The organism is Arthrobacter sp. LjRoot78 (assembly GCF_964254335.1).
GTDB lineage: Bacteria > Actinomycetota > Actinomycetes > Actinomycetales > Micrococcaceae > Arthrobacter.
Genome location: NZ_CAXUTG020000001.1, coordinates 4,519,051 through 4,539,392 on the forward strand (window position 1 = coordinate 4,519,051; position 20,342 = coordinate 4,539,392).

Consider the following 20,342-nt stretch of genomic DNA (forward strand, 5'->3'; position numbering starts at 1 on the left):
AACGTTCGGTCCCGGCCGGCGCCATGGAGAAACCAACCGGCATGAAATCAACTCTGAGGTAGCAATGTCAACGACGTCGTTGGAAAACAAATCACGCTGGCCCGTCTGGCTGTGCTGGCTGGCCATGGTCCTGGACGGCTTTGACCTGGTGGTGCTCGGCACCGTCATCCCCACCCTCATCAAGACCCACGACCTCGGCTTCGACGCCGTCGGCGCCACGTTCGCCGCAACGATCTCACTGGTGGGCGTAGGGCTGGGAGCGCTGTTCATTGCGCCGCTCTCGGACCGCTTCGGCCGGCGGAACCTGCTGGTTGCCTGCGTGACGTGGTTCTCCATCTTCACCATTGCCGTGGTCTTTGCCCCCAACGTTGCCGTCTTCAGCATCTTCAGGCTGCTGGCGGGGCTGGGGCTGGGTGCCTGCCTCCCGGCCGCCCTGGCGTACATGAACGACTACGCCCCCGCGGGATCGGCCGGCAAGTCCACCACGCGGACCATGACCGGTTACCACGCCGGGGCCGTGGCCACCGCCTTCCTGGCGCTGATGGTCATCCCGGACTGGCGCATCATGTTCGTGGTCGGCGGTATCGCCGGCTTCGCGCTGGTGCCGTTCCTGTGGTTCAAGCTGCCGGAAACGCTGCCCGCGGTTGTTTCCCTGCCGGCGCTCTCTCCGGCGTCCGGCACCCATCCCGCCAAGGGCGCTGAGCCCGCCGAGCCCTCCGTCGAGCCCTCCGTCGAAGAACGCGCCAGCTTCCGGGACCTCGGCCGGAAACCGTACCCCCTCGTTGCGGCTGGCATCGCCGTCGCCTCCTTCATGGGCCTGCTGCTCGTGTACGGGCTGAACACCTGGCTGCCGCAACTCATGTCCTCCGCCGGTTACACGCTCAGCGCAGGACTCTCCCTGCTCCTTGTCCTGAACGTGGGCGCGGTGGTTGGCCTGGTGGTGGCCGGCATCCTGGCCGACAAGCATGGAACCAAGAAGATCGTGCTTCTCTGGTTCTTCCTCTCCGCCGTCTTCCTCGCAGCGCTCAGCGTGAAGATCCAGAACGAACTGCTCCTGAACGCGGCCGTGTTCGTGACCGGCGTCTTCGTCTTCAGCTCACAGGTGCTGGTGTACGCCTGGGTCAGCCAGCTGTTCCCGGCCCGGCTGCGCGGCACCGCACTGGGCTTCGCCGCAGGGGTCGGACGCCTCGGCGCCATCCTCGGCCCGGCCGTGACGGGCACCCTGGTGGCCGCCGGAATCGCCTACCCCTGGGGCTTCTACGTCTTCGCCGGCGCGGCCGTCCTCGCTGTGGCGGCGCTCGTGCTGGTGCCGCAGGCGGTCACCGCAGCGGCAGGCAAACGGACCGCCGTCGGGCCTTCCTAACAGCCGGGCGCTCCAAGCGGCCGGGCCTCATGACGCGGCAATGCGCCGCGCCTTGTCCCCCGCCCGCATCCGCCGCCAAACGGCGGGTGCACCCACAACGGCGATGCCGACGGCGGCGCCGATGACCGTCTCGACGATCCTGTCCCGCAGCAGAACTTCGGGGGCAGTGGGCGCCGCCAGCAGCGTGGCAGTGAGAGCCAGCGGCGTCACGAATATTTGCGCCAGGACGTACTGGCGGGCGATGAACATCTCTGCGCCGAACTGGCACGCGGCGATCATCAGGACCATCTGCCAGGGCGCGGGATTCAGCAAGAGCACACCGGCAAGCACGATCAGCCCCAGCACGGTGCCGATGATTCTCTGGATGCCCCTGGCCACGCGGTGTCGGGTGGTCCGGCCCACCAACGGAACGACTGCAGCCACCATGGCCCAGTAGTTGTGGCCGAAGCCAAGCCACTGCCCCACGATGGTGGCCAGTGTTCCGGCGAGCCCCGCAGCCACAACGTAGCCCACAGCTTCAAGCCAGGCGGCGCGCTTCTCCTCCTGCGTTAGCCGGGCCGGCGCGGGCATGGCCCAGGGCGTTCGGCGGCTCCGCACCAGGCGGGAGGAAATGCCGATCAGCAGGCAGAACGCGGTGGTGAGAATCGCGACGAGCATGCACTGCCAGAGCGGCGGCTGGTTCGGAATCGAAGCGATGGCCGCGAAGGCGAAGATATGGAACAACGAACCCGCCGGCCGGTGGCGCCACAAGGCAATCACCAGCGAACACGCCCCGGCAACCACCGTGGTGGCTGCCACCTGCGTCCAGGTGCTCGCGGCGTCCGACAGCCCCAGGGCCTGGCCAGCGCGGGCGGACAACGTGGCCAGGAGGATGACGAGCAGCATGAGCGAACCGGCGCGCATCTGGATGAAAAGCCGCTTCCGGTGCAGCTCCCCGCGACCGTAGATACCGGTGAAGGCACCGAAGGAGGCGAAGATCGCCAGGTCGCTCCGGCCGATCAGGACAAGGATGATCAACGGAACAAAGACACCCACGGCGCAACGGATCGCGACCTGATGGTCCTTATTGCCGGGGGCAATCGTGAACATCTCGGCCAAAAGCTTCAAGGGGGGGTCACGCCTTTCCGTACGGTGCCAGTCTGATGGCGGCAGCGTTGGCGTCCATTTCAAATCCTACGCCCGGCCACCCGGCGGCACCCTCAAAAGTGGCCCGGCTCGGGCTTCCAGCTCCCCTCGCGGGAGCGATCGGAAGGGGCGGACTGGTATTGTCTATCGGTTAAATCACCGACAGAAACGCAAACCGGAGGACCCCCATGCTCAAAGGATTCAAGGATTTCATCCTTCGCGGGAACGTGATCGAACTGTCCATTGCCGTCGTCGTCGGCACGGCGTTCACGGCGCTGGTGACCGCTTTCACCACACACATCGTCAACCCGATCATCGCAGCGGCCGGCGGGGTCCAGACCGAAGGCCTGGGCTTTGCCATCTGGCCCGGCAACAGCAAGACGTTCGTCAATATCGGCGGCGTCATCACCGCCTTCGTGACCTTCCTCATCACTGCCGCGGTGGTCTATTTCATCTTCGTGGCACCCATGAACAAGATCAACTCGCTGGTGAAGAGCCGGCTGGCGACGGCGGACCCTGAGGAGGAGCCCATTCCGGCGGACACCGCACTGCTGGCCGAGATCCGGGACCTGCTGGCCCAGCTCGCGGGTACCGACAGGGAACTCACCGCGGCCGGATCGTCAGCGAAAGAGTCCGAAAGCTCCCGCTGACGATCCGGCGGTCAGGCGCTGGCCGCGTCTGTGCGCCGGAAGCCGCCGGTCCACTTGCCGCGCCGAACGGTGACGGGTATTCCGGCCGCCGCGAGCCGGACAGAGCGGAGCACCCTGGACTGCTCGCCGGGGGTCAACTGGTGATACACCGGCAGGACCACCAGCCGGTCCGCCAGCCGCTCGGTGACCGACAGGTCCGCCAGGCCGGTGTCCCGGTCCCAGTACGCCGGCTGCCGATGGACCGCCGTAAGCCCGACGCCGGCAGAAATACCGTCGCGGGACAGCCGCTCCAGAAGCTCATCCCGGGGCAAGGCGAATGACGGCAGCACTTCCATCCAGAAGGATTGGAAATTGCTGCTGCCGTAGTCCGGGTCCTTGATGAACCGCAGCCCTGCGATCCGTGAGAGCGCGAGCTGGTAGCTGGCGACAATTTCCCTGCGATGGGCGACGGCTTCGTGCAGCCGCCCCAGCTGGACCAGGCCGATGGCGGCCTGCAGATCGGTCATGCGGTGATCGAATCCCGCGTCATTCCCGGTGTTGTTACGAAGTTGCCGGGCCGCGGCCGCCCACGCCTCTTTCCGGGTGGTGAGCATGCCGCCTTCGCCGGTGGTCAGGACCTCGCACGAATCGAAGGACCACACGGTCAGTTCGGCGCCGGCGCCCACCGGCTGTCCTTGGTAGGTGGAGCCCACGCCGCAGGAGGCATCCTCGATAACTGTGACACCGAGCGGATCACATAGGTCGCGGATGGGTTCCAAGTCAACAGGCATGCCGCCCTGGTCCGCCACGATCACCGCCCGGGTTGCCGGTGTCAGCGCCTCCTCGATGGTCGCGCGCGAGACATTGCCGGTTCCGGCTTCGACATCGGCAAAGACCGTCCGGGCGCCCAGGCGGCCCACGGCGTCGGCGTTGGCAATTGGACAGAACGAGGGCAGAACGACGTCGTCCTGCTGTTGAACCCCGGCCACCCTGAGCGCCAGGTGGAGGGCCGCGGTGCCGCTGGACACTGCGACGGCGTGCGGCGCCTGCTGCGCCGAACCGAACGCCTCTTCAAACTGCCCTACGCGTGGCCCTTGAACCGTCCGGCCCGAAGAAAGCACTTGCACGACAGCGTCCGCTTCCTCCTGCCCGAGCCACGGCCTCATTACACCGATGTGGCTAACCGCACGGTCTTCGCTGATGGTCACCGGGACCTCCCCCTCGGTAAAAAGGAAATGGTATGCCTTTCCATTCAACGCGCCACTCGACGGTGCGGTCACGAGAGTTACGTACGCGCCTTTTCCCGCTGAGCACCGCCGTGGCAGCGCGTAATACCCGCCTGGGCACTGCGGTGCTGCCCGGCGAGCAGGGCAGTACTTGTATTCCTTGCCGCCGGATACCCCTGGGTTACTTGCTGAGGGATGCAGCATCATAGCCGACAATCGTGACCCGGTTGCAACGCCTCTGAAACAGGGCCCGGACATGATGTGAGTATGAAGCGCAAGGCACAGTCCCCCGAATCGGCCGACTTGAGCTGCGAAGTTTGCGGCCAGATGCCGGAACCCACAAAAACCCGGCTGACACTTGCGAATATCGCCGTCATGCTGCCCATTGAGCTCCTTGTGCATGCCGCCGTGGTGGAGACGCACCTTCCCTATGTGGCCAAAGTCCTGGTCCTCACCCTGACCGCCACGGTGCTGGTGATCTGGGTTGCTGAGCCCTCCGCGGCCAGGATGCTGAGGAGTTGGCTGCACGCTCCTGCCCTGCGGCACCGCAAGCGGCTGAACACTGCACCGGCCCTGTGGCGCGCACGCACAGTGCTGCGCGACCAGCCAGGGTCGCTTCAAAAAATCACGGAAGCCCTGGCCCGGCTGGACACCAACATCCTCAGCATCCACCTCCATCCGGTGCCGGGCGGCGTCATGGACGAGTTCGTCCTGTCCGCCCCTGGGCATCTCGGCGAGCGGGAGATGCTTGAGGCACTGCGCGACGGCGGCGGGAGGCACTCCCACGTCTGGCCCACCACGGCCCTGGCCATGGCGGACGGCCAGACCAAGGCGCTGAGCCTTGCCGCGCGGATTGCGGGCAACCCGGATGAGCTTCCGCTGGCCGTCGCCGAGCTGCTTTCGGCGAGGATCGTACCCGTGGCCGCGGAGGGCCGTGAGGAAGCCCCGGCCGCTGCCGACGCCGGGACGGTGCTGAAGATCCCGACGGCCTGGCACGGCCCCATCACCTTTTACCGCCCCGGCGAGCCCTTTACGCCTGCTGAATCGGCACGGGCGCACCGGCTGGCTGAGCTGGCCGAGATCCTCGCGCACAGCGACAGCCGGTAGCTGCCGGCAGTCACAATCGGTAAATAGGCTGCCCGCCGGCCAGCGGGCGAAAAACCCTTGACAGTGGCGGGGCTCACTTCTATCTTTAATTTTGGGATCCCAAAACGGGATCCCAAAAGTGACATCTTCCCGGAGCCTGGCGCCACGAAAGGCGTACGCAGATCCAGCCGGGACAGTACGGCCGCCGCCCGATCCGGCCCCGGCCAGCCACAGCACCAGAGTCTTTCCCCTGCCCGCAATCTTCCCCGTGAAGGAGAAGCTGTGTCTCTTCCCAGTACCGAAACCGATCCAACAGCAGTTCAGTCCCCCGAAGGCCAGACCGGCAAGGACGGAGTGCAACGGCGCACCAACGTCCGCTGGAAGCTCTTCCTGCTGCTCCTCGTCCTCGTCGCCGTCAACTACATCGACCGGGGCTCCATCTCGGTGGCGCTCCCCATCATCCAGAAGGAATTCAACCTCGCACCTGAGCTGGTGGGCCTCCTCCTCTCCGCCTTTTTCTGGACCTACGCCCTCATGCAGATCCCCGTCGGCCTGCTGATCGACAAGTTCGGCCCCCGCAAAGTCATGACAGCCTCCTGCGTCGGCTGGGGCGCCGCAACGGCCGCCTCAGGCATGGCCGGCGGCTTCCTGAGCATGTTCATCGCCCGGCTGGGCATCGGCGTAACGGAAGCCGGGGTCATGCCTGCCGGCGGCAAGCTCAATGCCATCTGGATGCACAAGTCGGAACGCGGCCGCGGTGCCACCATCCTCGACGCCGGCGCTCCCCTGGGCGCCGGGTTGGGCGGCATCCTTATCGCCGGCCTCATCGCCGCCACCGGCAGCTGGCGCAGTTCCTTCGTCATCGCCGGTGCCGCCACGGTGCTCATGGGCCTTGCCGTCTGGTGGTACGTCCGGGACAACCCGCGCCAGCACCGCGGAGTTAACGCTGCCGAGGCCGAATACATCGAAGCCTCCCACGCGGCCGAGGACGCCGAAGCCGAGCTGGACGGCAGCAAGGGCAAGCGCGCCCTGCTCCCCTACCTGAAATTCCGCTCCTTCTGGGCCATGTGCTTCGGCTGGCTGGGCTTCAACGGCGTGTTCTACGGCCTGCTTACCTGGGGTCCGCTTTACCTGGCCCAGGCCAAGGGCTTTGACCTGAAAACCATCGGCTGGTCCACGTTCGTGATCTTCGGCGCCGGTTTCGTCGGCGAGATCCTGGGTGGCACCATCGCCGACAAGTGGCGGGCAGCCGGAGCCTCGGCCAACCGCGTCATGCGCACGCTGCTGGGAACCTCAAGCGTCGTGGTGGTAGGCGGCCTCATCGGGGTGACCGTCGTGGCGGACCCGACCACCGCCGTCGTACTTCTTTCCGTGGTGATGTTCTTCCTCCGCTGGGTGGGCCTGTTCTGGAGCATCCCGTCCATCCTGGGCGGCCGGACCAACGCCGGCGTCCTGGGCGGCGCGATGAACTTCAGCGGCAACATCTCGGGCTTTGTCACCCCTATCGCCGTCGGCCTGATCGTCGGCGCCACCGGCTCCTACACTTGGGCGCTGCTGTACTTCGTGGGATCCGCCATCATCATGGGCGTGTCCGTCCTCATGCTGGACTACAACAAGCGCCTGCCCGTCTAGGCGGTCGGCCCTAAGCCGGCGGCCCTAAGCTAGGCACCGCAGCACCTCCTCCCGGCGCCGGGAGCGCACCACCCGTCAAGAACACCGAATGGAGCACCATGCTTACCGCAGAAGCAACCCAGGACAAGGAACGCCCCCTCCGCGAGACTGTCCGGGACACGCTCCGCACGCGGATTTTCGAAGGGCACTACGCTCCCGGCACCAGGCTGGTGGAACGCGACCTTGCAGCCGAGTTCAACGTCTCGCGGCTGCCGGTCCGGGAGGCGCTGCGGATGCTGCGCCAGGAAGGCCTCCTCAGCGACCGGGGAGCCCGCGGCGCCGAGGTCAGCTCACTCAGCCCCAAGGACGTCGAGGATCTCTTCGATGTCCGCCAATCACTGGAGGTGCTGGCCTGCCGCCTCGCCGCCGTCCGCGCAACGCCGGAGGATCTGGCCTACCTTGACGGGTTGCTGGACGAGGCCGAACGCTGCCTCGCCAAAGGCGCCGTCATGGAGGCACATCGGGCCAACAGCGAATTCCACGACGCCATTACCCGGATCGCGGACAACGGCTTCCTCAGGTCCGCTCTTGAACCTCTGCAGGGCCGCATGCACTGGCTGTTCCGCCACGTCAGCGACCTGCCGGAACTGATCCAGGAACACCGGGACCTGTACGGCGCCATCGCCAGCGGCGATCCGGACCGCGCCGCCGCCCAGTCGGCGTCGCACATCGGCAAATACCGTGAACAGTTCCCCGACGACTTCCAGAAAACAGAACCCGCCCTTCACCGGAAGAAAAAATGAAGCTCCTAGTCATCAACCCCAACATCAGCGACGACGTCACGGCGCTGATCGAATCGGAAGCCCTGCGCTCCGCCTCGCCGGGCACCGAACTGGTGGTCCGCACCGCCGGGCACGGCGTCGAATACATCGAAACCCGCTTCGAGTCCCTGATCGCCGCCGGCGCCGTGGCCGAGGTCATCGCCGAATACACCCCGGAGTCTTCCGGCGGCGGCGCGGTCTCCTCCGCTGCACCCGCCGACGCGGCGCCCATCGACGGCGTCGTCGTGGCGGCCTTCGGCGATCCGGGCATGCCTGCCCTGAAGGAACTCACGGACGTCCCCGTCATCGGCATCACCGAGGCCGCGCTGTGCGCTGCCGCCCTGCAGGGCCACCGCTTCTCCATCATCGCCATCTCCGACCGGATCCGGCCCTGGTACCTGGACTGCGTGGAGCGCTTCGGCCTCGGCGGCCGGCTGGCCTCCATCCGCTCCATCAATGAGACCCTCACCGGCATCGGTTCCGTGCAGCAGGACTTCAAGGAAACGCTGCTGGCGCTCAGCCTGCAGGCGGTCACCGAGGACGGGGCCGACGTCGTGATCCTCGCCGGCGCGCCCCTCGCCGGGCTGGCCCGCGAACTCCGCGGCCAGATCCCCGTTCCGGTGGTGGATGGCATCTCCGCCGGCATCCGCATGGCAGAGGCCGTCGTCGGACTTCAATCCGGACCGCACCGCGCCGGCGCCTTCGCGCCGCCACCGGTGAAAGCCCGCAAGGGCCTCTCCGAAAACCTCGACGCCGCCCTGGCCGCCGCCCAGTCTGCACTCACCGCTTCAACAAGCGCCGCTTCAAAGAACTAGGAGGACAATGATGTCCCGCATTCCAGACCTCGTCATCGCCCACGGCACCGTGGTGAACAGCTTCGGCCGCCGGAACGCCCACGTGGTGGTCCGCGACGGCCGCATCGACCAGCTCATCGACGCTGCCGAACCGGTCCCGGCCGCTGACCGCATCGTTGACGCCACCGGCCGGCTGGTGGTTCCCGGCGGCGTGGACGGCCACTGCCACGTGGCCCAGGTGACCGGACGTTTCCGCACGCTGGACGACTACCGCACCACCTCCACGGCAGCGCTCTGGGGCGGCACCACCACCATTATCGATTTCGGCATTCCCCGTGACGCGCAGGAAACCCCGCTGGCCGCTGTGCTCCACAAGAAGGAACTGGCGCAGGAGTCCCGCTGCGACGTCGCCCTGCACGGCGCCGTTGTCGGCTGGGACGAAACCGTGCCGTGGCAGCTGGAGCAGCTGGCCGCCGAAGGTGTGCGCTCGGTGAAGATGTACACCACCAACCGCGGCACCACCATGGCGGACGGGGACACCATCCTGAAGGTCATGCGTGAGATGGTGCGGCTGGACGGCCTCACTTACATCCACGCCGAACACGACCCCATCATCAGCGACTGCACGCAGCAGCATGCCGACGACGGCAGGATCGGCATCGAGCACCTGCACCGGACCCGCCCCGAGCTTGCCGAGGAAATCTCGGTCAAGGAAACCCTTGCCATGGCCGAGTACACCAAAGCCCCCGTGTACTTCGTGCACCAGTCAACCCCGGGCGCCGTCGACCTGGTCACCGAGGCACGTACCCGCGGCCAGGAGGCCTATTCCGAGACGTGCCCGCACTACCTCACCCTCGATGACACGGCGTACGGCTCCGCTTTTCCCGAGTGGTACGCCTGCTGCCCGCCCATGCGCAGCCCCGAAACCGTCGCCGCGCTCAAGGAACGGCTGGCCGACGGCGCCATCCACACCGTCTCCTCGGACCACTCCTGCTACGACCTGTCCCAGAAGCGTGAACGGACGGACGACGTCCGCGCCATGCCGCACGGCCTTCCGGGAGTGGAAACGCGGATGCCCGTCACCTTCACAGCCGTGGCTTCAACCGGCGGCTCGGTGGAGGCCTTCGTGGAGGTCTTCTCCGCAGGCCCCGCCCGCGTGAACGCGGTCCCCCGCAAGGGGACCATTGCCGAGGGCTTCGACGCCGACCTGGTGATCTTCGACCCTGCCGAGGAACGGACGGTCGACGGCGGTGCGCTGCACATGGGCACTGATTTCTCGCCGTTCGACGGCCGCACGTTCACCGGCTGGCCCGCCGTCGTCGTCTCCGCCGGGCGCGTGGTGGTGGACGATGACGGCTTCCACGATCCCGGCGCGGTGGGACGTTTCGTGGCCCGCAACGGCTTCCGGCAGCACCTCTCGTCCGGCACGGGTTCGGCCGCCGCCACTCCCGCAACCCTCTTCGCAGCAAAGTAGGAGCAACCATGCCTTCCGCAGCACGCAAGACCCGCATCGGCATGATCGTGCCGTCCTCCAACACCTGCCTGGAGCCGCAGAGCTACCGGATCCTGGGCGACCGGGACGACGTCACCATCCACTTCACCCGGATCCCCGTCACCCGGATCGCCCTGGATGACTCCTCGGACAAGCAGTTTGATCCCGCTGTCATGCGCGCCGCCGCCGAACTGCTGGCAACGGCGGATGTGGATGTCATCGCCTGGAACGGCACGTCCGGCTCGTGGCTCGGCGCGGACCACGACCGGGAGCTGGTCGCCGAAATCACGGACGCGACGGGCATCCCCGCCACCACCTCCACGCTCGCCTACCTGGAGGCTTTCGAGTCCTTCGGCACGGAACGGATAGGCCTTTTCACGCCGTACACGGAGGACGTGAACCGCGCCATCATGGCCTCCTACGAGACGGACGGCTTCAAAACCATCGGCCACCGGGCCCTGGGGCTGAGCGACAACGAGTCGTTCGCCAGGGTGACGGACGAGGAAATGCGGCCGGGGTCGCTGGAGCTGGCCGCAGCCCGCCCGGACGCCCTGATCTACCTCTGCACCAACCTGTACGGCGCCAACATCGCGGCGGAGGTGGAATCAGAAACCGGCATTCCGGTGCTGGACTCCGTGGCGGTGACTTTGTGGCACTGCCTCAAACTTGCCGGGTCCCCCTTGCTCGCACCGAGGTGGGGCAGGCTGCTCGCGGACTGATCCAGCAGCCCAGGCAAGAACGACGGCGGCCCGCCCTCTGGGAGCGGGCCGCCGTCGAACCTCCGATGTCTGATGCCCAGGCTGGGCAGTGCCGCTAGGCGTCGGCCGCCGCGCTCATCCGGACGGTCAGCGCACCGGGAAGCATGGTCATGTTGACGTACTTGGTGTCGCCCTCGTGGTCGCCGTCGAGCTGGTAGTCGTCCGGGTGCTCAAAGGTGATCTCAACGGTTTTTCCCTGGAAGTACTCCACCGACGTGTCCTTGCCCCGGCCCTTGCCGATCATGCCGGCCACCACGGAGAACCAGCCGAGCTTGCCCCGCGGCGCCAGGACCACCACATCCAGCAGGCCGTCATCCACCTTCGCGTCCGGAAAGATTTCCAGACCGCCCTGGACCTTGCCGCAGTTCCCCACCATGACGCTGCGGACCCGGCGGTGTGCCACCGACTTTCCATCGATGACGATGTTTGCCTTCACGGGTTTTCCCGGAAGGTTCCGGATGCCGGCGTCCACGTAGGCCAGCCAGCCCACTTTGTCCTTCAGGTCCTCGTTGGTGTCCGCCATGATGGTGGCGTCGTAGCCCATGCCGGCCATGACCAGGAAGAGCTGCTCCTTTTCCGGGTCGCTCCGGACGGCCTGGACGACGTCGATCTTGCGGTCCTCGCCCGTGAGGGCACCCGCCATCGCCCCTTCGATGTCGGTGACATCCATCCCGAGGTTGCGGGCCAGCAGGTTGCCGGTCCCCAGCGGCAGCAGCCCCATCGGGGTGTCCGTGCCGGAAAGGACCTCGGCCACGCACCGTACGGTGCCGTCGCCGCCGGCAGCTATAACGACGTCGGCGCCCCGCTCAAGCGCTTCCTTCGCCTGCCCGACGCCCGGGTCCTCCTTGGTGGTTTCGATCCACAGGGGTTCATCCCATCCGGCGTCAGCGCAGTGTTTGGCCATCAGGCCGCGGACATCAAAGTCCACCGGCTTGGCGGGATTGATGATGATTGCGGCGCGTTTGTTTTCCTGGGTCATGGCATCCTTCACAGGCAAATGGTCGGGGGTTCTCCCAAAGTGAAGCGTAACTGAAATCCGGGACTTGCTACCCTGCCGCAACGCGGACCGGGCACCTAGGCTCAGCAGCATGAACACGTCTGGGCCGGGGCCGGAAACAAAAGATCTCACCGTTCATGAATGCTGGCAGCACCTGCGTTCCGCGTCCGTGGGAAGGCTGGCGGTCATCAGCGATGCGAAGCCGGAGATCTTTCCGGTCAACTACCTGCCGGACGAGGGCACGGTGCTGTTCCGGACAGGTCACGGAACCAAGCTGGACGCCATCCTCTCCGGGGAGCCCGTGGTTCTGGAAGCGGACGGGCTGAACATCTACGGGACCATTGCGTGGAGCGTGGTGGTCAAGGGAGTGGCCGAGGCCGTGCAGCCCGGTGAGGACGCCCCCGCCGAGACGCCGTCGCCGTGGCAGGAGGGTGCCAAGGACATCCTCGTCCGCATCACGCCCAGTGAACTGAGCGGTCGCCGGTTTGTCATCGGCCCGCCCACCAAATGGTGGCCGCCCGTGGAACCGGTCACCCTGCCCGGGCACCAGCAGTAGGCCGCCCTCCGAGAGTCGGCCGGGCACCGCGCTAGTGCTTGGCTGAAAGGTCCGCGGATATCAGCCTTGCCGTCTCCACAGTTTCCTTCCGCACCATCTCCAGGTAGGCCTTGGGGTCCGGTTTGGTGGCCACTGACTGGGCCTGCAGCGACACGTTGATGGCTGCCACCACCTTTGTGGGGCCGTGGTAGACCGGCGCCGCGATGGACATCAGGCCGAGTTCGAGTTCCTGGTCCAGCAGGCACCAGCCCTGCGACCGAACAGTGTCCAATGCTGCCACGAGGCCTTTCTTGGTGCCGATGGCGCGGGGCGTGAGGGGCTTGATCTCAGCTTCTGCGAGGTACTTCTCCAGTGCAGCCGGAGGAAGCGCGGCGAGCAGCACCCGGCCCATGGACGTGGCGTAGGCCGGGAAGCGGGTCCCCACCGTGATGCCGATGTTCATGATTCGTCGCGTGGTGACGCGGGCGATGTAGGCGATGTCCTTCCCGTCCAGCACAGCGGCCGACGTCGACTCTCCCAGCCGCAGCGACAGCTCCTCGAGGTGCGGCTGGGCGAGCTGCGGCAGTGACAGGCCGGACAGGTATGCGTAGCCGAGCTGCAGCACCTGCGCCGTGAGGGCGAAGGTCTTCCCGTCCGTGCGGACGTAGCCCAGCTCCACGAGCGTGTGTAGGAAGCGGCGCGCGGTGGCGCGGGTCAGGTCGGTCCGGGCGGCCACCTCGGTCAGGGTCATCACCGGGTGGTCGGTATCGAAGGCGCGGATCACGGCCAGCCCGCGGGCGAGGGACTGCACGTATTGGTCACTGGCCTGGGGCGCAGACGAAGGCCTGGGGGCGGTCTCTGCTGCTGCGTCGGTCATGGTTACCAATCCTATTAGCCTCCGCCGTCTCCGCAGAGCGCGAACGGACACTTCCGGCCCTGCCGCAGGGCGCGAACGGACACTTCCGGCCCCGCCGCAGAGCGCGAACGGGCACTTCCGGCCCTGCCGCAGGGCTGGGCGGGGAGCTTAAGTGTCCGTTCGCGCTCAGGCGGGGAGCTTAAGTGTCCGTTCGCGCTGTTGGGTTAGCGGGTTAGCGTTCGACGGCGGGGGCTGCTGTGAGGGGGACGGGCACCAGGGCCTGGAGTTCCTCGAGCGTGCAGCCGAACGTCTCCCGCACCTGGACACCGTCGGGACCGGTGAGGAACACGGCCTTGTCGGTGTACACGCGGGTCACGCAGCCCACGCCGGTGAGCGGGTAAGTGCAGGCTTCAACGATCTTCGACGCACCGTCGCGGGTCAGGAGCGTCATCATTACGAAGACGTCCTTGGCGCCGGTGGCCAGGTCCATTGCGCCGCCCACCGCCGGGATGGCGTCCGGTGCGCCGGTGTGCCAGTTGGCGAGGTCTCCGGTGGCTGAGACCTGGAACGCGCCGAGGACGCAGATGTCCAGGTGGCCGCCGCGCATGATCGCGAACGAGTCGGCATGGTGGAAGTAGGACGCACCCGGCAGTTCGGTGACGGGGATCTTGCCTGCGTTGATGAGGTCGCCGTCGATCTGGTCCCCCTCAGCCACCGGGCCCATGCCAAGCATGCCGTTCTCGGTGTGGAGCGTGATGTTCTGCTCCGCCTCGAGGTAGTTGGACACCAGGGTGGGCTGGCCGATGCCCAGGTTCACGAACGAGCCCGGCCTGATGTCCTTCGCCACCAGGCGGGCCAGGTCGTCGCGGCCCAGGGGCGTCTCGGACGTCTGGATCGAGCCGGTTTCGCTGCTTGTCTGTGCGCTCATGTCAGGCCGCCTTCACTGAATTATTAACACGGACAATGCTGTTGACGTAGATCCCCGGGGTCACGACGTTTTCCGGATCGAGTCCGCCGGTTGGCACAATCTCGGACACCTGGACGATGGTGTGCTTGGCCGCGGCAGCCATGATCGGGCCGAAGTTCCGTGCCGTCTTGCGGTAGACGAGGTTGCCCTTGCCGTCGGCCTTGAGCGCCTTGATCAGGGCGACATCGGCGTGGATGGGGGTCTCGAAGACCTGGCCGCGGCCGTCCAGGATGCGGGTTTCCTTGCCCTCGGCCAGCATGGTGCCGTAGCCCGTGGGGGTGAAGAATCCGCCGATTCCGGCGCCGGCTGCCCGGATGCGCTCGGCCAGGTTGCCCTGCGGGACAAGTTCCAGTTCGATCTCGCCGGCCTTGTACTTGGCGTCGAAGTGCCAGGAGTCGGACTGCCGCGGGAAGGAGCAGATCATCTTCTTCACGCGGCCTTCCTTGATGAGCAGGGCCAGGCCCTGGTCGCCCTGGCCGGCGTTGTTGTTCACCACGGTCAACTCCCGGGCGCCGCCGTCCAGCAGCGCGTCGATCAGTTCGAACGGCTGGCCGGCGTTGCCGAAGCCGCCGATCATCACAGTGGAACCGTCCTTGATGCCGGCGACGGCCTCGCCTACGGTGTCAATGAAATTCAGCATCGCTTACGCCTTTCCAGTGTTGGTTCCGGCAACGGTCATGTTTTCGAGGACGACGGCGAGGCCCTGGCCGACGCCGATGCAGATCGCCGCGACGCCCCAGCGTTCACCGGAGGCCTGCAGGGACCGGGCCAGGGTGCCCAGGATCCGGCCGCCGGAAGCACCGAGGGGGTGGCCCATCGCGATCGCGCCGCCGTGCCGGTTCACGATCGAGTGGTCGATGCCCCAGGCGTTGATGCAGGCCAGGGACTGCGCGGCGAACGCTTCGTTCAGTTCGACCGCGCCCACCTGCTCCCAGCTGATGCCCGCCTTCGCGAGGGCCTTGTTCGCGGCCTCCACCGGGGCGTAGCCGAAGTACTGCGGATCGTTCGCGTGCGCACCGCGCCCGGCGATCCGGGCCAAAGGGTCCATCCCGAGGATCCCGGCGGCGTTCTCGGAACCGATCCAGGCCGCGGACGCGCCGTCCGAGAGCGGGGACGCGTTGCCCGCGGTCACGGTGCCGTTCTCGGCACGGAACACGGTCTTGAGCCCGGCGAGCTTCTCGGCCGAGGACCCGGCCCGGATCCCCTCGTCGCGGACCAGGTCGGTGCCCGGAACCGGGGCAACCAGGTTGTCGTAGAAGCCGTCATCCCAGGCCGCGGCGGCCAGGTTGTGGGAGTTCGCGGAGAACTCATCCTGCGCCTGACGTGTGACGCCGTACTTCTCGGCCAAACGTTCGGTGGCTTCGCCCAGGGAAATGGTCCAGTCCTTGGGCATGGCCTTGTTCACCAGGCGCCAGCCCAGGGTGGTCGAGGCCAGGTTCAGATCCCCTGCCGGGTAGGGCTTCTCGGTCTTCGGCAGCACCCACGGGGCACGGGACATCGACTCGGCGCCGCCGATCAGCATCAGCTCCGCGTCACCGGCGTTCACCTGGCGGGAGGCGATGATCGCCGCGTCCAGGGAGGACCCGCACAGCCGGTTCACCGTGGTGCCCGGGATCGACACCGGCAGACCGGCGAGCAGGGTGCCCATCCGGGCGACGTTGCGGTTCTCCTCGCCGGCGCCGTTCGCGTTCCCGAACACCACCTCGTCGATCCGCTCCACGTCGAGCTTCGGTGCCCGCCGGACGATCTCACCGATCACGTGCGCGGCAAGGTCATCCGGGCGGACCGCGGCAAGGCCGGAGCCGAACTTACCGAACGGAGTGCGCACGGCGTCGTACACAAAAGCCTGGTTCATGAGGTTGCGTCCATTCCGGTGTTGTCCATTTCCTGGAACACCTGTTGTGCTGTCTTGAAGGCGGTGTTGGCGGAGGGGACTCCGCAGTAAATAGCGGTCTGCAGCAGGATTTCCTTGATCTCGTCCCTGCTCAGGCCGTTAGTGATGGCTGCGCGGATGTGCATGGCCAGTTCTTCCCAGTGCCCGTGCGCCACCATCGCGGTGAGGGTGACCGCGGAGCGCATCTGCCGGGTCAGGCCTGGACGGGTCCAGATGCCGCCCCACGCGATGCGGGTGATCATGTCCTGGAAGTCCTCGGTGAAGGCGTCCTTGTTGGCGTTGGCGCGGTCAACATGCGCGGCGCCCAGCACCTCGCGGCGGACCACCATGCCGCCGTCGTAAATTTCCTGGCTGGTGGCGTCCGGCTGGACGACCCCGTGCCGCTCGGTGCCGGTGCCGGACACTTCTGCGCCGCTCACTTGGCTGCCCCGCTGGTTTCGCTCCAGGAGATGAGGCTCTTCAGCAGCTCGGCAACGTGGGCGGGCGCCTCGGCCGGAGCCAGGTGTGCCACCCCCTCGAGCGTTACCGCGTTTGCAGTCCCGCCGCCGGCGGTGATGCCGTCCGCGATTTCCTTGGCGAACGACGGCGGCACCACGGCATCCTCCGAACCCGCCACCGCCTGGGTGGGAACCCGGATGCTGCCCAGCTCTGCGCGGACGTCGAAGCCCGCCAGGGCCTCGCAGCAGAAGGCGTAGCTGAAGCGGTCGGCGTCGCGCAGGGAGTGCAGCAGGCGGCTGCTGAGCTCGGGTTCGCGGTCCATGAAGCCGGCGGCGAACCAGCGCTGCGCCGAACCCTGGATCATCACCGCGGTGCCCTGGGTGCGGACGGTCTCGGCACGTTCCAGCCAGCCTTCGGGCGTCCCGATCTTGGCGCCGCTGCACTGCACGGAGAGGCTCTTGAGCCGTTCGCCGTGCTTGATGCCCAGCTGCAGTCCCGTGGCCCCGCCGAGCGATACACCCGCGTAGTGGAACCTCTCGCCCGGAGCGATTGAATCGACAAGGTCGACGACGGCGTCAGCCAGTTCGGCGACGTCGAACGTTTCCGTCGCGGCCGGTGAGACGCCGTGGCCGGGCAGGTCCCAGGCGACGACGTCGAAGTCGGCCCCGAGGAGGGCGCCGGCCTGCGTCCACAACACTGAGGAGGTCCCCAGCGACGGCCCCACCACCACGAGGGGCTTGTCCCCCAGCGGGCGCTGCGGGGAGAGTAATACTGCCTTGACTGTGGGTCTAGCCACGGGAGTCTCCGTTCGGGTCTGTTTGGGTGGGGGCTGGCGCAAAGCCGGGAAATGCGGCCAGGATGCGGCGGGAAATTTCGGCGGCCTGCCCCAGGTAGCTGGCAGGATCCAGGAGTTCTTCCAGCCGGTCGTCGGACAGCGCACTGGCGGGCACGGTCTCACGCAGCAGGCGGCGGTACGTTCCGGACTGCTCGGCGGGCGGAGCCTGGAGCGTCCGGTCCACCACCGCCTGGAGCTGCTGCTTGCCGTTCCTGCCGTCCCGCTCAGCAAGCAGTGGCGCGACGGCGGCGGACACCCCTTCGCTGAGCAGCAGCGGTCCGGACAGCTCCAGGTTGCGGCGCATGGCATCCGGGAACACCTGCAGGCCTTCGGTGAGCTCGCGCAGGTGCCCGGCCGCGCCGAGGGCCAGGCGAAGCAGCTGGCGGAAGGCCGGCCATTCGCTGTGCCAGGCGCCGTCGGGACGCTCATCGTTGAAGTTGGCCGCCGCCAGGTGCAGCTGCGCGGCCAGGTTCGGGGCCTGCAGTGCCGCGCTGCGGACCAGCACGGACAACACCGGGTTCTGCTTCTGCGGCATCGCCGAGGATACGCCGCGGCCGGCGGCCCGGGGTTCGGCGAGCTCGCCCACTTCCGGCCGGCTGAGGAACAGCACGTCGGAGGCGATCTTTCCCAGCGCATCGGTGACGCCGGCCAAGGCATCGCCCAGCGACGTGACGGCCAGCCGGTTGGTGTGCCACGGCCCGGGCGCTGGCGCCAGGCCAAGGTGCACGGCGAGGTTGCCTGCGAGGTCGAAAGGCGTCTCCACCGAGTCCTTGGTGAGCAGCGTCCCGGCCGCGAGCGTTCCCGCGGCGCCGCCGGTCTGCAGCGGCAGCTCGGCAGCTTCAAGGCGCCGGGCTGCAGCAGCCAGGCCGTGGAACCACTGCGCGGCCTTCAGCCCGAACGTAAACGGCAGCGAGTGCTGCGTCAGGCTCCTGCCGACGCACAGCGTCTCCGCATGCTGCTCCGTCATGGCCGCCAGCGCCGTCGTGATTCCGCGAAGGTCGGCCAGGAGCGACGTAACCGCGTTCTTTGCCAGGAGCATCAGCGCCGAGTCCAGCACGTCCTGGCTGGTCAGCGAGGTGTGCACCGCACGCACAGCGTCCACACCATCCGTATCCAGTGCCTTGACCTCGGCACGGAGATCTGCGAGCAGCGGGATGACCGGGTTGGCGCCGCCCTGCGCGCGGACAGCGATGCCCGCCAGGTCATAGCGGTCCACGTCCGCCGCGGAAGCCACGACGGCGGCGGAACCGGCGGGCGCGAGGCCGGCCTTCTCCAGGACCGAAGCCCAGCCGGCCTCGACGGCGAGAACTGCCGCCAGGACCGCCCGGTCCCCCGTCAGCGCCGCCACCGAAGGCGACGCCGACACGGGACTGAGGAGTCCGACGTCGCCGTCGGACAGGTGGGAAGCAGTCACTGGGAGGCGCCCTCGAAGTCGAGGAAAACGGTCTCGCCCTCGCCCTGCAGCCGGATGTCCCAGGTGAGTCCGCCGTCAGCGTCGCGGCGCGCAATCAGCGTGCTGCGGCGCTCCGGGTCCAGGGAGGAGAGCAGCGGATCGGCCGCCAGGGCTTCTTCATCCTCCGGCAGGTACAGGCGGGTGAAGAGCCGGTTCATCAGGCCGCGGGCAAACACGGCCACCGAAATGAAGGCCGCTGCGCCGGGCTCGGTGGGGCCGGGATTGACCGTGGTGAAGGTGTACACGCCCGTGTTGCCCACCGCGCTCCGGCCGAAGCCGGTGAACGTGTAGCCGTCCCGGACCAGCGAACCGGTCTGGTGGACCACCTTGCCCTCGGAATCCGGCTGCCAGATTTCCAGGATCGCGTCCGGGATGGGGTGTCCGGCGCCGTCGTACACGGTGCCCTGCAGGCGGATGGAGCCCGGTGAGCCCGGTGCCAGCAGTTCACGGTCCTTCTCGTAAGGGAGGGCGTAGCCGTAGAAGGGGCCAACGGTCTGCCCGGGGGTGGGGGTCAGCTTCGTGGGGGTGCTCATCCGACTACTCCTCTTCGCCATCTGTGCCAAATGCTTCGTTTTCGGTCCAGGTCCGCTTGGACCCCGTCAGGACGATGTCCCACTTGTAGCCGATCGCCCACTCGGGCTTGGTGAGGTCGTGGTCGTAGGTGGCCACCAGGCGGTCCCGGGCATCCTGGTCCACGATGGACTGGTAGATCGGGTCCAGCGGGAAGAGCTGGTCACCCGGGAAGTACATCTGGGTGACGATGCGCTGGGTGAATTCCTGCCCGAACAGCGAGAAGTGGATGTGCGCCGGCCGCCAGGCGTTGAGGTGGTTCTTCCACGGGTACGCGCCGGGCTTGATGGTGGTGAAGCTGTAGGAGCCGTCGGCGCCGGTGATGCAGCGGCCTACGCCCGTGAAGTTGGGGTCGAGCGGGGCAGGGTGCTGGTCCCGCTTGTGGATGTAGCGGCCGGCGGAGTTGGCCTGCCAGATCTCCACGAGCTGGCCCGCCACCGGACGGCCGTCGCCGTCGAGCACGCGGCCTGAGACCAGGATGCGTTCGCCCAGGGGTTCCCCGTTGTGCTGGATGGTCAGGTCCGATTCCAGCGCGTGCACGTCCATGTGCCCGAAGGCCGGCGAGTACAGCTCGATGGTCTCCGGATCCGCGTGGTGCAGGTCCTTCGTCGGGTGACGGAGGACGCTGCTGCGGTACGGTGCGTAGTCCAGCCGGGGCTGGATCTCCGCCCGGGCGCCGTTCTTCAGCGCCGCCGCGTAGGCCTCGCCGATCGACTTCATCTCGGCGCTGAGGTCCGCCTGCGATTCCGCAGCGGCATCAAGCGGCGCATAGGTCTTCGGTGCGGCTTCGGTTCCGGCCTGGGGCGCCGCGTCCGACACGTCTTCGGTGATCGGGTCGGCGTTGAAAATTTCAAGGTTGATGTCTTCAGGCACAGCAGCCTCCTTTCAGTGG

Annotated in this window: 21 protein-coding genes; 9 read left to right on the plus strand and 12 right to left on the minus strand. The window is 67.4% G+C overall.

Translation table 11 applies throughout. From position 1 onward, the window contains the following. Positions 1-64 precede the first annotated feature (64 nt). Complete coding sequence (locus ACSQ1X_RS20965) at positions 65-1,363, plus strand: MFS transporter (RefSeq protein WP_436059146.1); 1,299 nt, start codon at positions 65-67, stop codon at positions 1,361-1,363. A gap of 27 nt (positions 1,364-1,390) precedes the next feature. Here the strand turns inward: ACSQ1X_RS20965 and ACSQ1X_RS20970 are convergent, their stop codons facing one another. Further along, positions 1,391-2,470: an FUSC family protein gene (locus ACSQ1X_RS20970; protein WP_436059147.1), complete on the minus strand. Its 1,080-nt coding sequence runs from the start codon at positions 2,468-2,470 to the stop codon at positions 1,391-1,393. Between the two features lie 206 nt (positions 2,471-2,676). Between ACSQ1X_RS20970 and mscL the strand changes: the two genes are divergently transcribed. Beyond that, positions 2,677-3,138 carry a large conductance mechanosensitive channel protein MscL gene (gene mscL / locus ACSQ1X_RS20975; protein WP_436059148.1) on the plus strand — a complete coding sequence of 154 codons (462 nt, stop codon included), beginning with the start codon at positions 2,677-2,679 and terminating at the stop codon, positions 3,136-3,138. Between the two features lie 11 nt (positions 3,139-3,149). On the opposite strand, the gene ACSQ1X_RS20980 is transcribed toward mscL, so the two are convergent. Then, positions 3,150-4,325: a DegT/DnrJ/EryC1/StrS family aminotransferase gene (locus ACSQ1X_RS20980; protein ID WP_436059149.1), complete on the minus strand. Its 1,176-nt coding sequence runs from the start codon at positions 4,323-4,325 to the stop codon at positions 3,150-3,152. A gap of 285 nt (positions 4,326-4,610) precedes the next feature. Here ACSQ1X_RS20980 and ACSQ1X_RS20985 point away from each other — a divergent pair, with 285 nt between their 5' ends. The 6 genes from ACSQ1X_RS20985 (at position 4,611) to ACSQ1X_RS21010 (ending at position 10,866) form a co-directional block, all read left to right on the plus strand. Beyond that, on the plus strand, positions 4,611-5,450 hold the full coding sequence (locus ACSQ1X_RS20985; RefSeq protein WP_436059150.1) for an ACT domain-containing protein: 840 nt from the start codon (positions 4,611-4,613) through the stop codon (positions 5,448-5,450). Positions 5,451-5,711: 261 nt separating this feature from the next. Next, positions 5,712-7,061, plus strand: a complete 1,350-nt coding sequence (locus ACSQ1X_RS20990; protein WP_055799964.1) for an MFS transporter — start codon at positions 5,712-5,714, stop codon at positions 7,059-7,061. A 98-nt stretch (positions 7,062-7,159) separates the two neighbouring features. Further along, positions 7,160-7,843, plus strand: a complete 684-nt coding sequence (locus ACSQ1X_RS20995) for a GntR family transcriptional regulator (protein WP_436059151.1) — start codon at positions 7,160-7,162, stop codon at positions 7,841-7,843. After that, the gene (locus ACSQ1X_RS21000) at positions 7,840-8,676 is read left to right on the plus strand and encodes an aspartate/glutamate racemase family protein (protein WP_436059152.1); all 837 of its coding nucleotides are present in this window, start codon (positions 7,840-7,842) and stop codon (positions 8,674-8,676) included. Before ACSQ1X_RS20995 ends, ACSQ1X_RS21000 begins: the two co-directional genes overlap by 4 nt. Before the next feature lie 10 nt (positions 8,677-8,686). Then, positions 8,687-10,129, plus strand: coding sequence for an amidohydrolase family protein (locus tag ACSQ1X_RS21005; RefSeq protein ID WP_436059153.1), 1,443 nt, complete (start codon positions 8,687-8,689; stop codon positions 10,127-10,129). An 8-nt stretch (positions 10,130-10,137) separates the two neighbouring features. Then, entirely contained in the window at positions 10,138-10,866 is a 729-nt protein-coding gene (locus ACSQ1X_RS21010; RefSeq protein WP_436059154.1) for a maleate cis-trans isomerase family protein, read from the plus strand. A gap of 94 nt (positions 10,867-10,960) precedes the next feature. On the opposite strand, the gene ACSQ1X_RS21015 is transcribed toward ACSQ1X_RS21010, so the two are convergent. Then, positions 10,961-11,884, minus strand: a complete 924-nt coding sequence (locus ACSQ1X_RS21015; RefSeq protein ID WP_436059155.1) for a diacylglycerol/lipid kinase family protein — start codon at positions 11,882-11,884, stop codon at positions 10,961-10,963. A gap of 109 nt (positions 11,885-11,993) precedes the next feature. Between ACSQ1X_RS21015 and ACSQ1X_RS21020 the strand changes: the two genes are divergently transcribed. Beyond that, entirely contained in the window at positions 11,994-12,458 is a 465-nt protein-coding gene (locus ACSQ1X_RS21020; protein WP_055799982.1) for a pyridoxamine 5'-phosphate oxidase family protein, read from the plus strand. A 31-nt stretch (positions 12,459-12,489) separates the two neighbouring features. Here the strand turns inward: ACSQ1X_RS21020 and ACSQ1X_RS21025 are convergent, their stop codons facing one another. From ACSQ1X_RS21025 to pcaH, 9 genes are all read right to left on the minus strand, one after another. Beyond that, positions 12,490-13,314 (minus strand): IclR family transcriptional regulator domain-containing protein, encoded by an 825-nt coding sequence (locus ACSQ1X_RS21025; protein WP_436059156.1) that lies wholly within the window; start codon positions 13,312-13,314, stop codon positions 12,490-12,492. Positions 13,315-13,525: 211 nt separating this feature from the next. Then, the gene (locus ACSQ1X_RS21030; RefSeq protein WP_436059157.1) at positions 13,526-14,221 is read right to left on the minus strand and encodes a 3-oxoacid CoA-transferase subunit B; all 696 of its coding nucleotides are present in this window, start codon (positions 14,219-14,221) and stop codon (positions 13,526-13,528) included. 1 nt (position 14,222) lies between these two features. Continuing rightward, positions 14,223-14,900, minus strand: coding sequence for a 3-oxoacid CoA-transferase subunit A (locus ACSQ1X_RS21035; protein ID WP_055799992.1), 678 nt, complete (start codon positions 14,898-14,900; stop codon positions 14,223-14,225). A gap of 3 nt (positions 14,901-14,903) precedes the next feature. Next, on the minus strand, positions 14,904-16,115 hold the full coding sequence (locus ACSQ1X_RS21040) for a thiolase family protein (RefSeq protein ID WP_436059158.1): 1,212 nt from the start codon (positions 16,113-16,115) through the stop codon (positions 14,904-14,906). After that, on the minus strand, positions 16,112-16,573 hold the full coding sequence (gene pcaC / locus ACSQ1X_RS21045) for a 4-carboxymuconolactone decarboxylase (RefSeq protein WP_436059159.1): 462 nt from the start codon (positions 16,571-16,573) through the stop codon (positions 16,112-16,114). Before pcaC ends, ACSQ1X_RS21040 begins: the two co-directional genes overlap by 4 nt. Beyond that, positions 16,570-17,388, minus strand: coding sequence for an alpha/beta fold hydrolase (locus ACSQ1X_RS21050; protein WP_436059160.1), 819 nt, complete (start codon positions 17,386-17,388; stop codon positions 16,570-16,572). Before ACSQ1X_RS21050 ends, pcaC begins: the two co-directional genes overlap by 4 nt. Continuing rightward, the gene (locus ACSQ1X_RS21055; RefSeq protein ID WP_436059379.1) at positions 17,381-18,826 is read right to left on the minus strand and encodes a lyase family protein; all 1,446 of its coding nucleotides are present in this window, start codon (positions 18,824-18,826) and stop codon (positions 17,381-17,383) included. Before ACSQ1X_RS21055 ends, ACSQ1X_RS21050 begins: the two co-directional genes overlap by 8 nt. Before the next feature lie 11 nt (positions 18,827-18,837). Next, positions 18,838-19,413, minus strand: coding sequence for a protocatechuate 3,4-dioxygenase subunit alpha (gene pcaG / locus ACSQ1X_RS21060; RefSeq protein WP_436059161.1), 576 nt, complete (start codon positions 19,411-19,413; stop codon positions 18,838-18,840). Positions 19,414-19,417: 4 nt separating this feature from the next. Beyond that, positions 19,418-20,323, minus strand: a complete 906-nt coding sequence (gene pcaH / locus ACSQ1X_RS21065; protein ID WP_436059162.1) for a protocatechuate 3,4-dioxygenase subunit beta — start codon at positions 20,321-20,323, stop codon at positions 19,418-19,420. Positions 20,324-20,342: the final 19 nt, after the last annotated feature.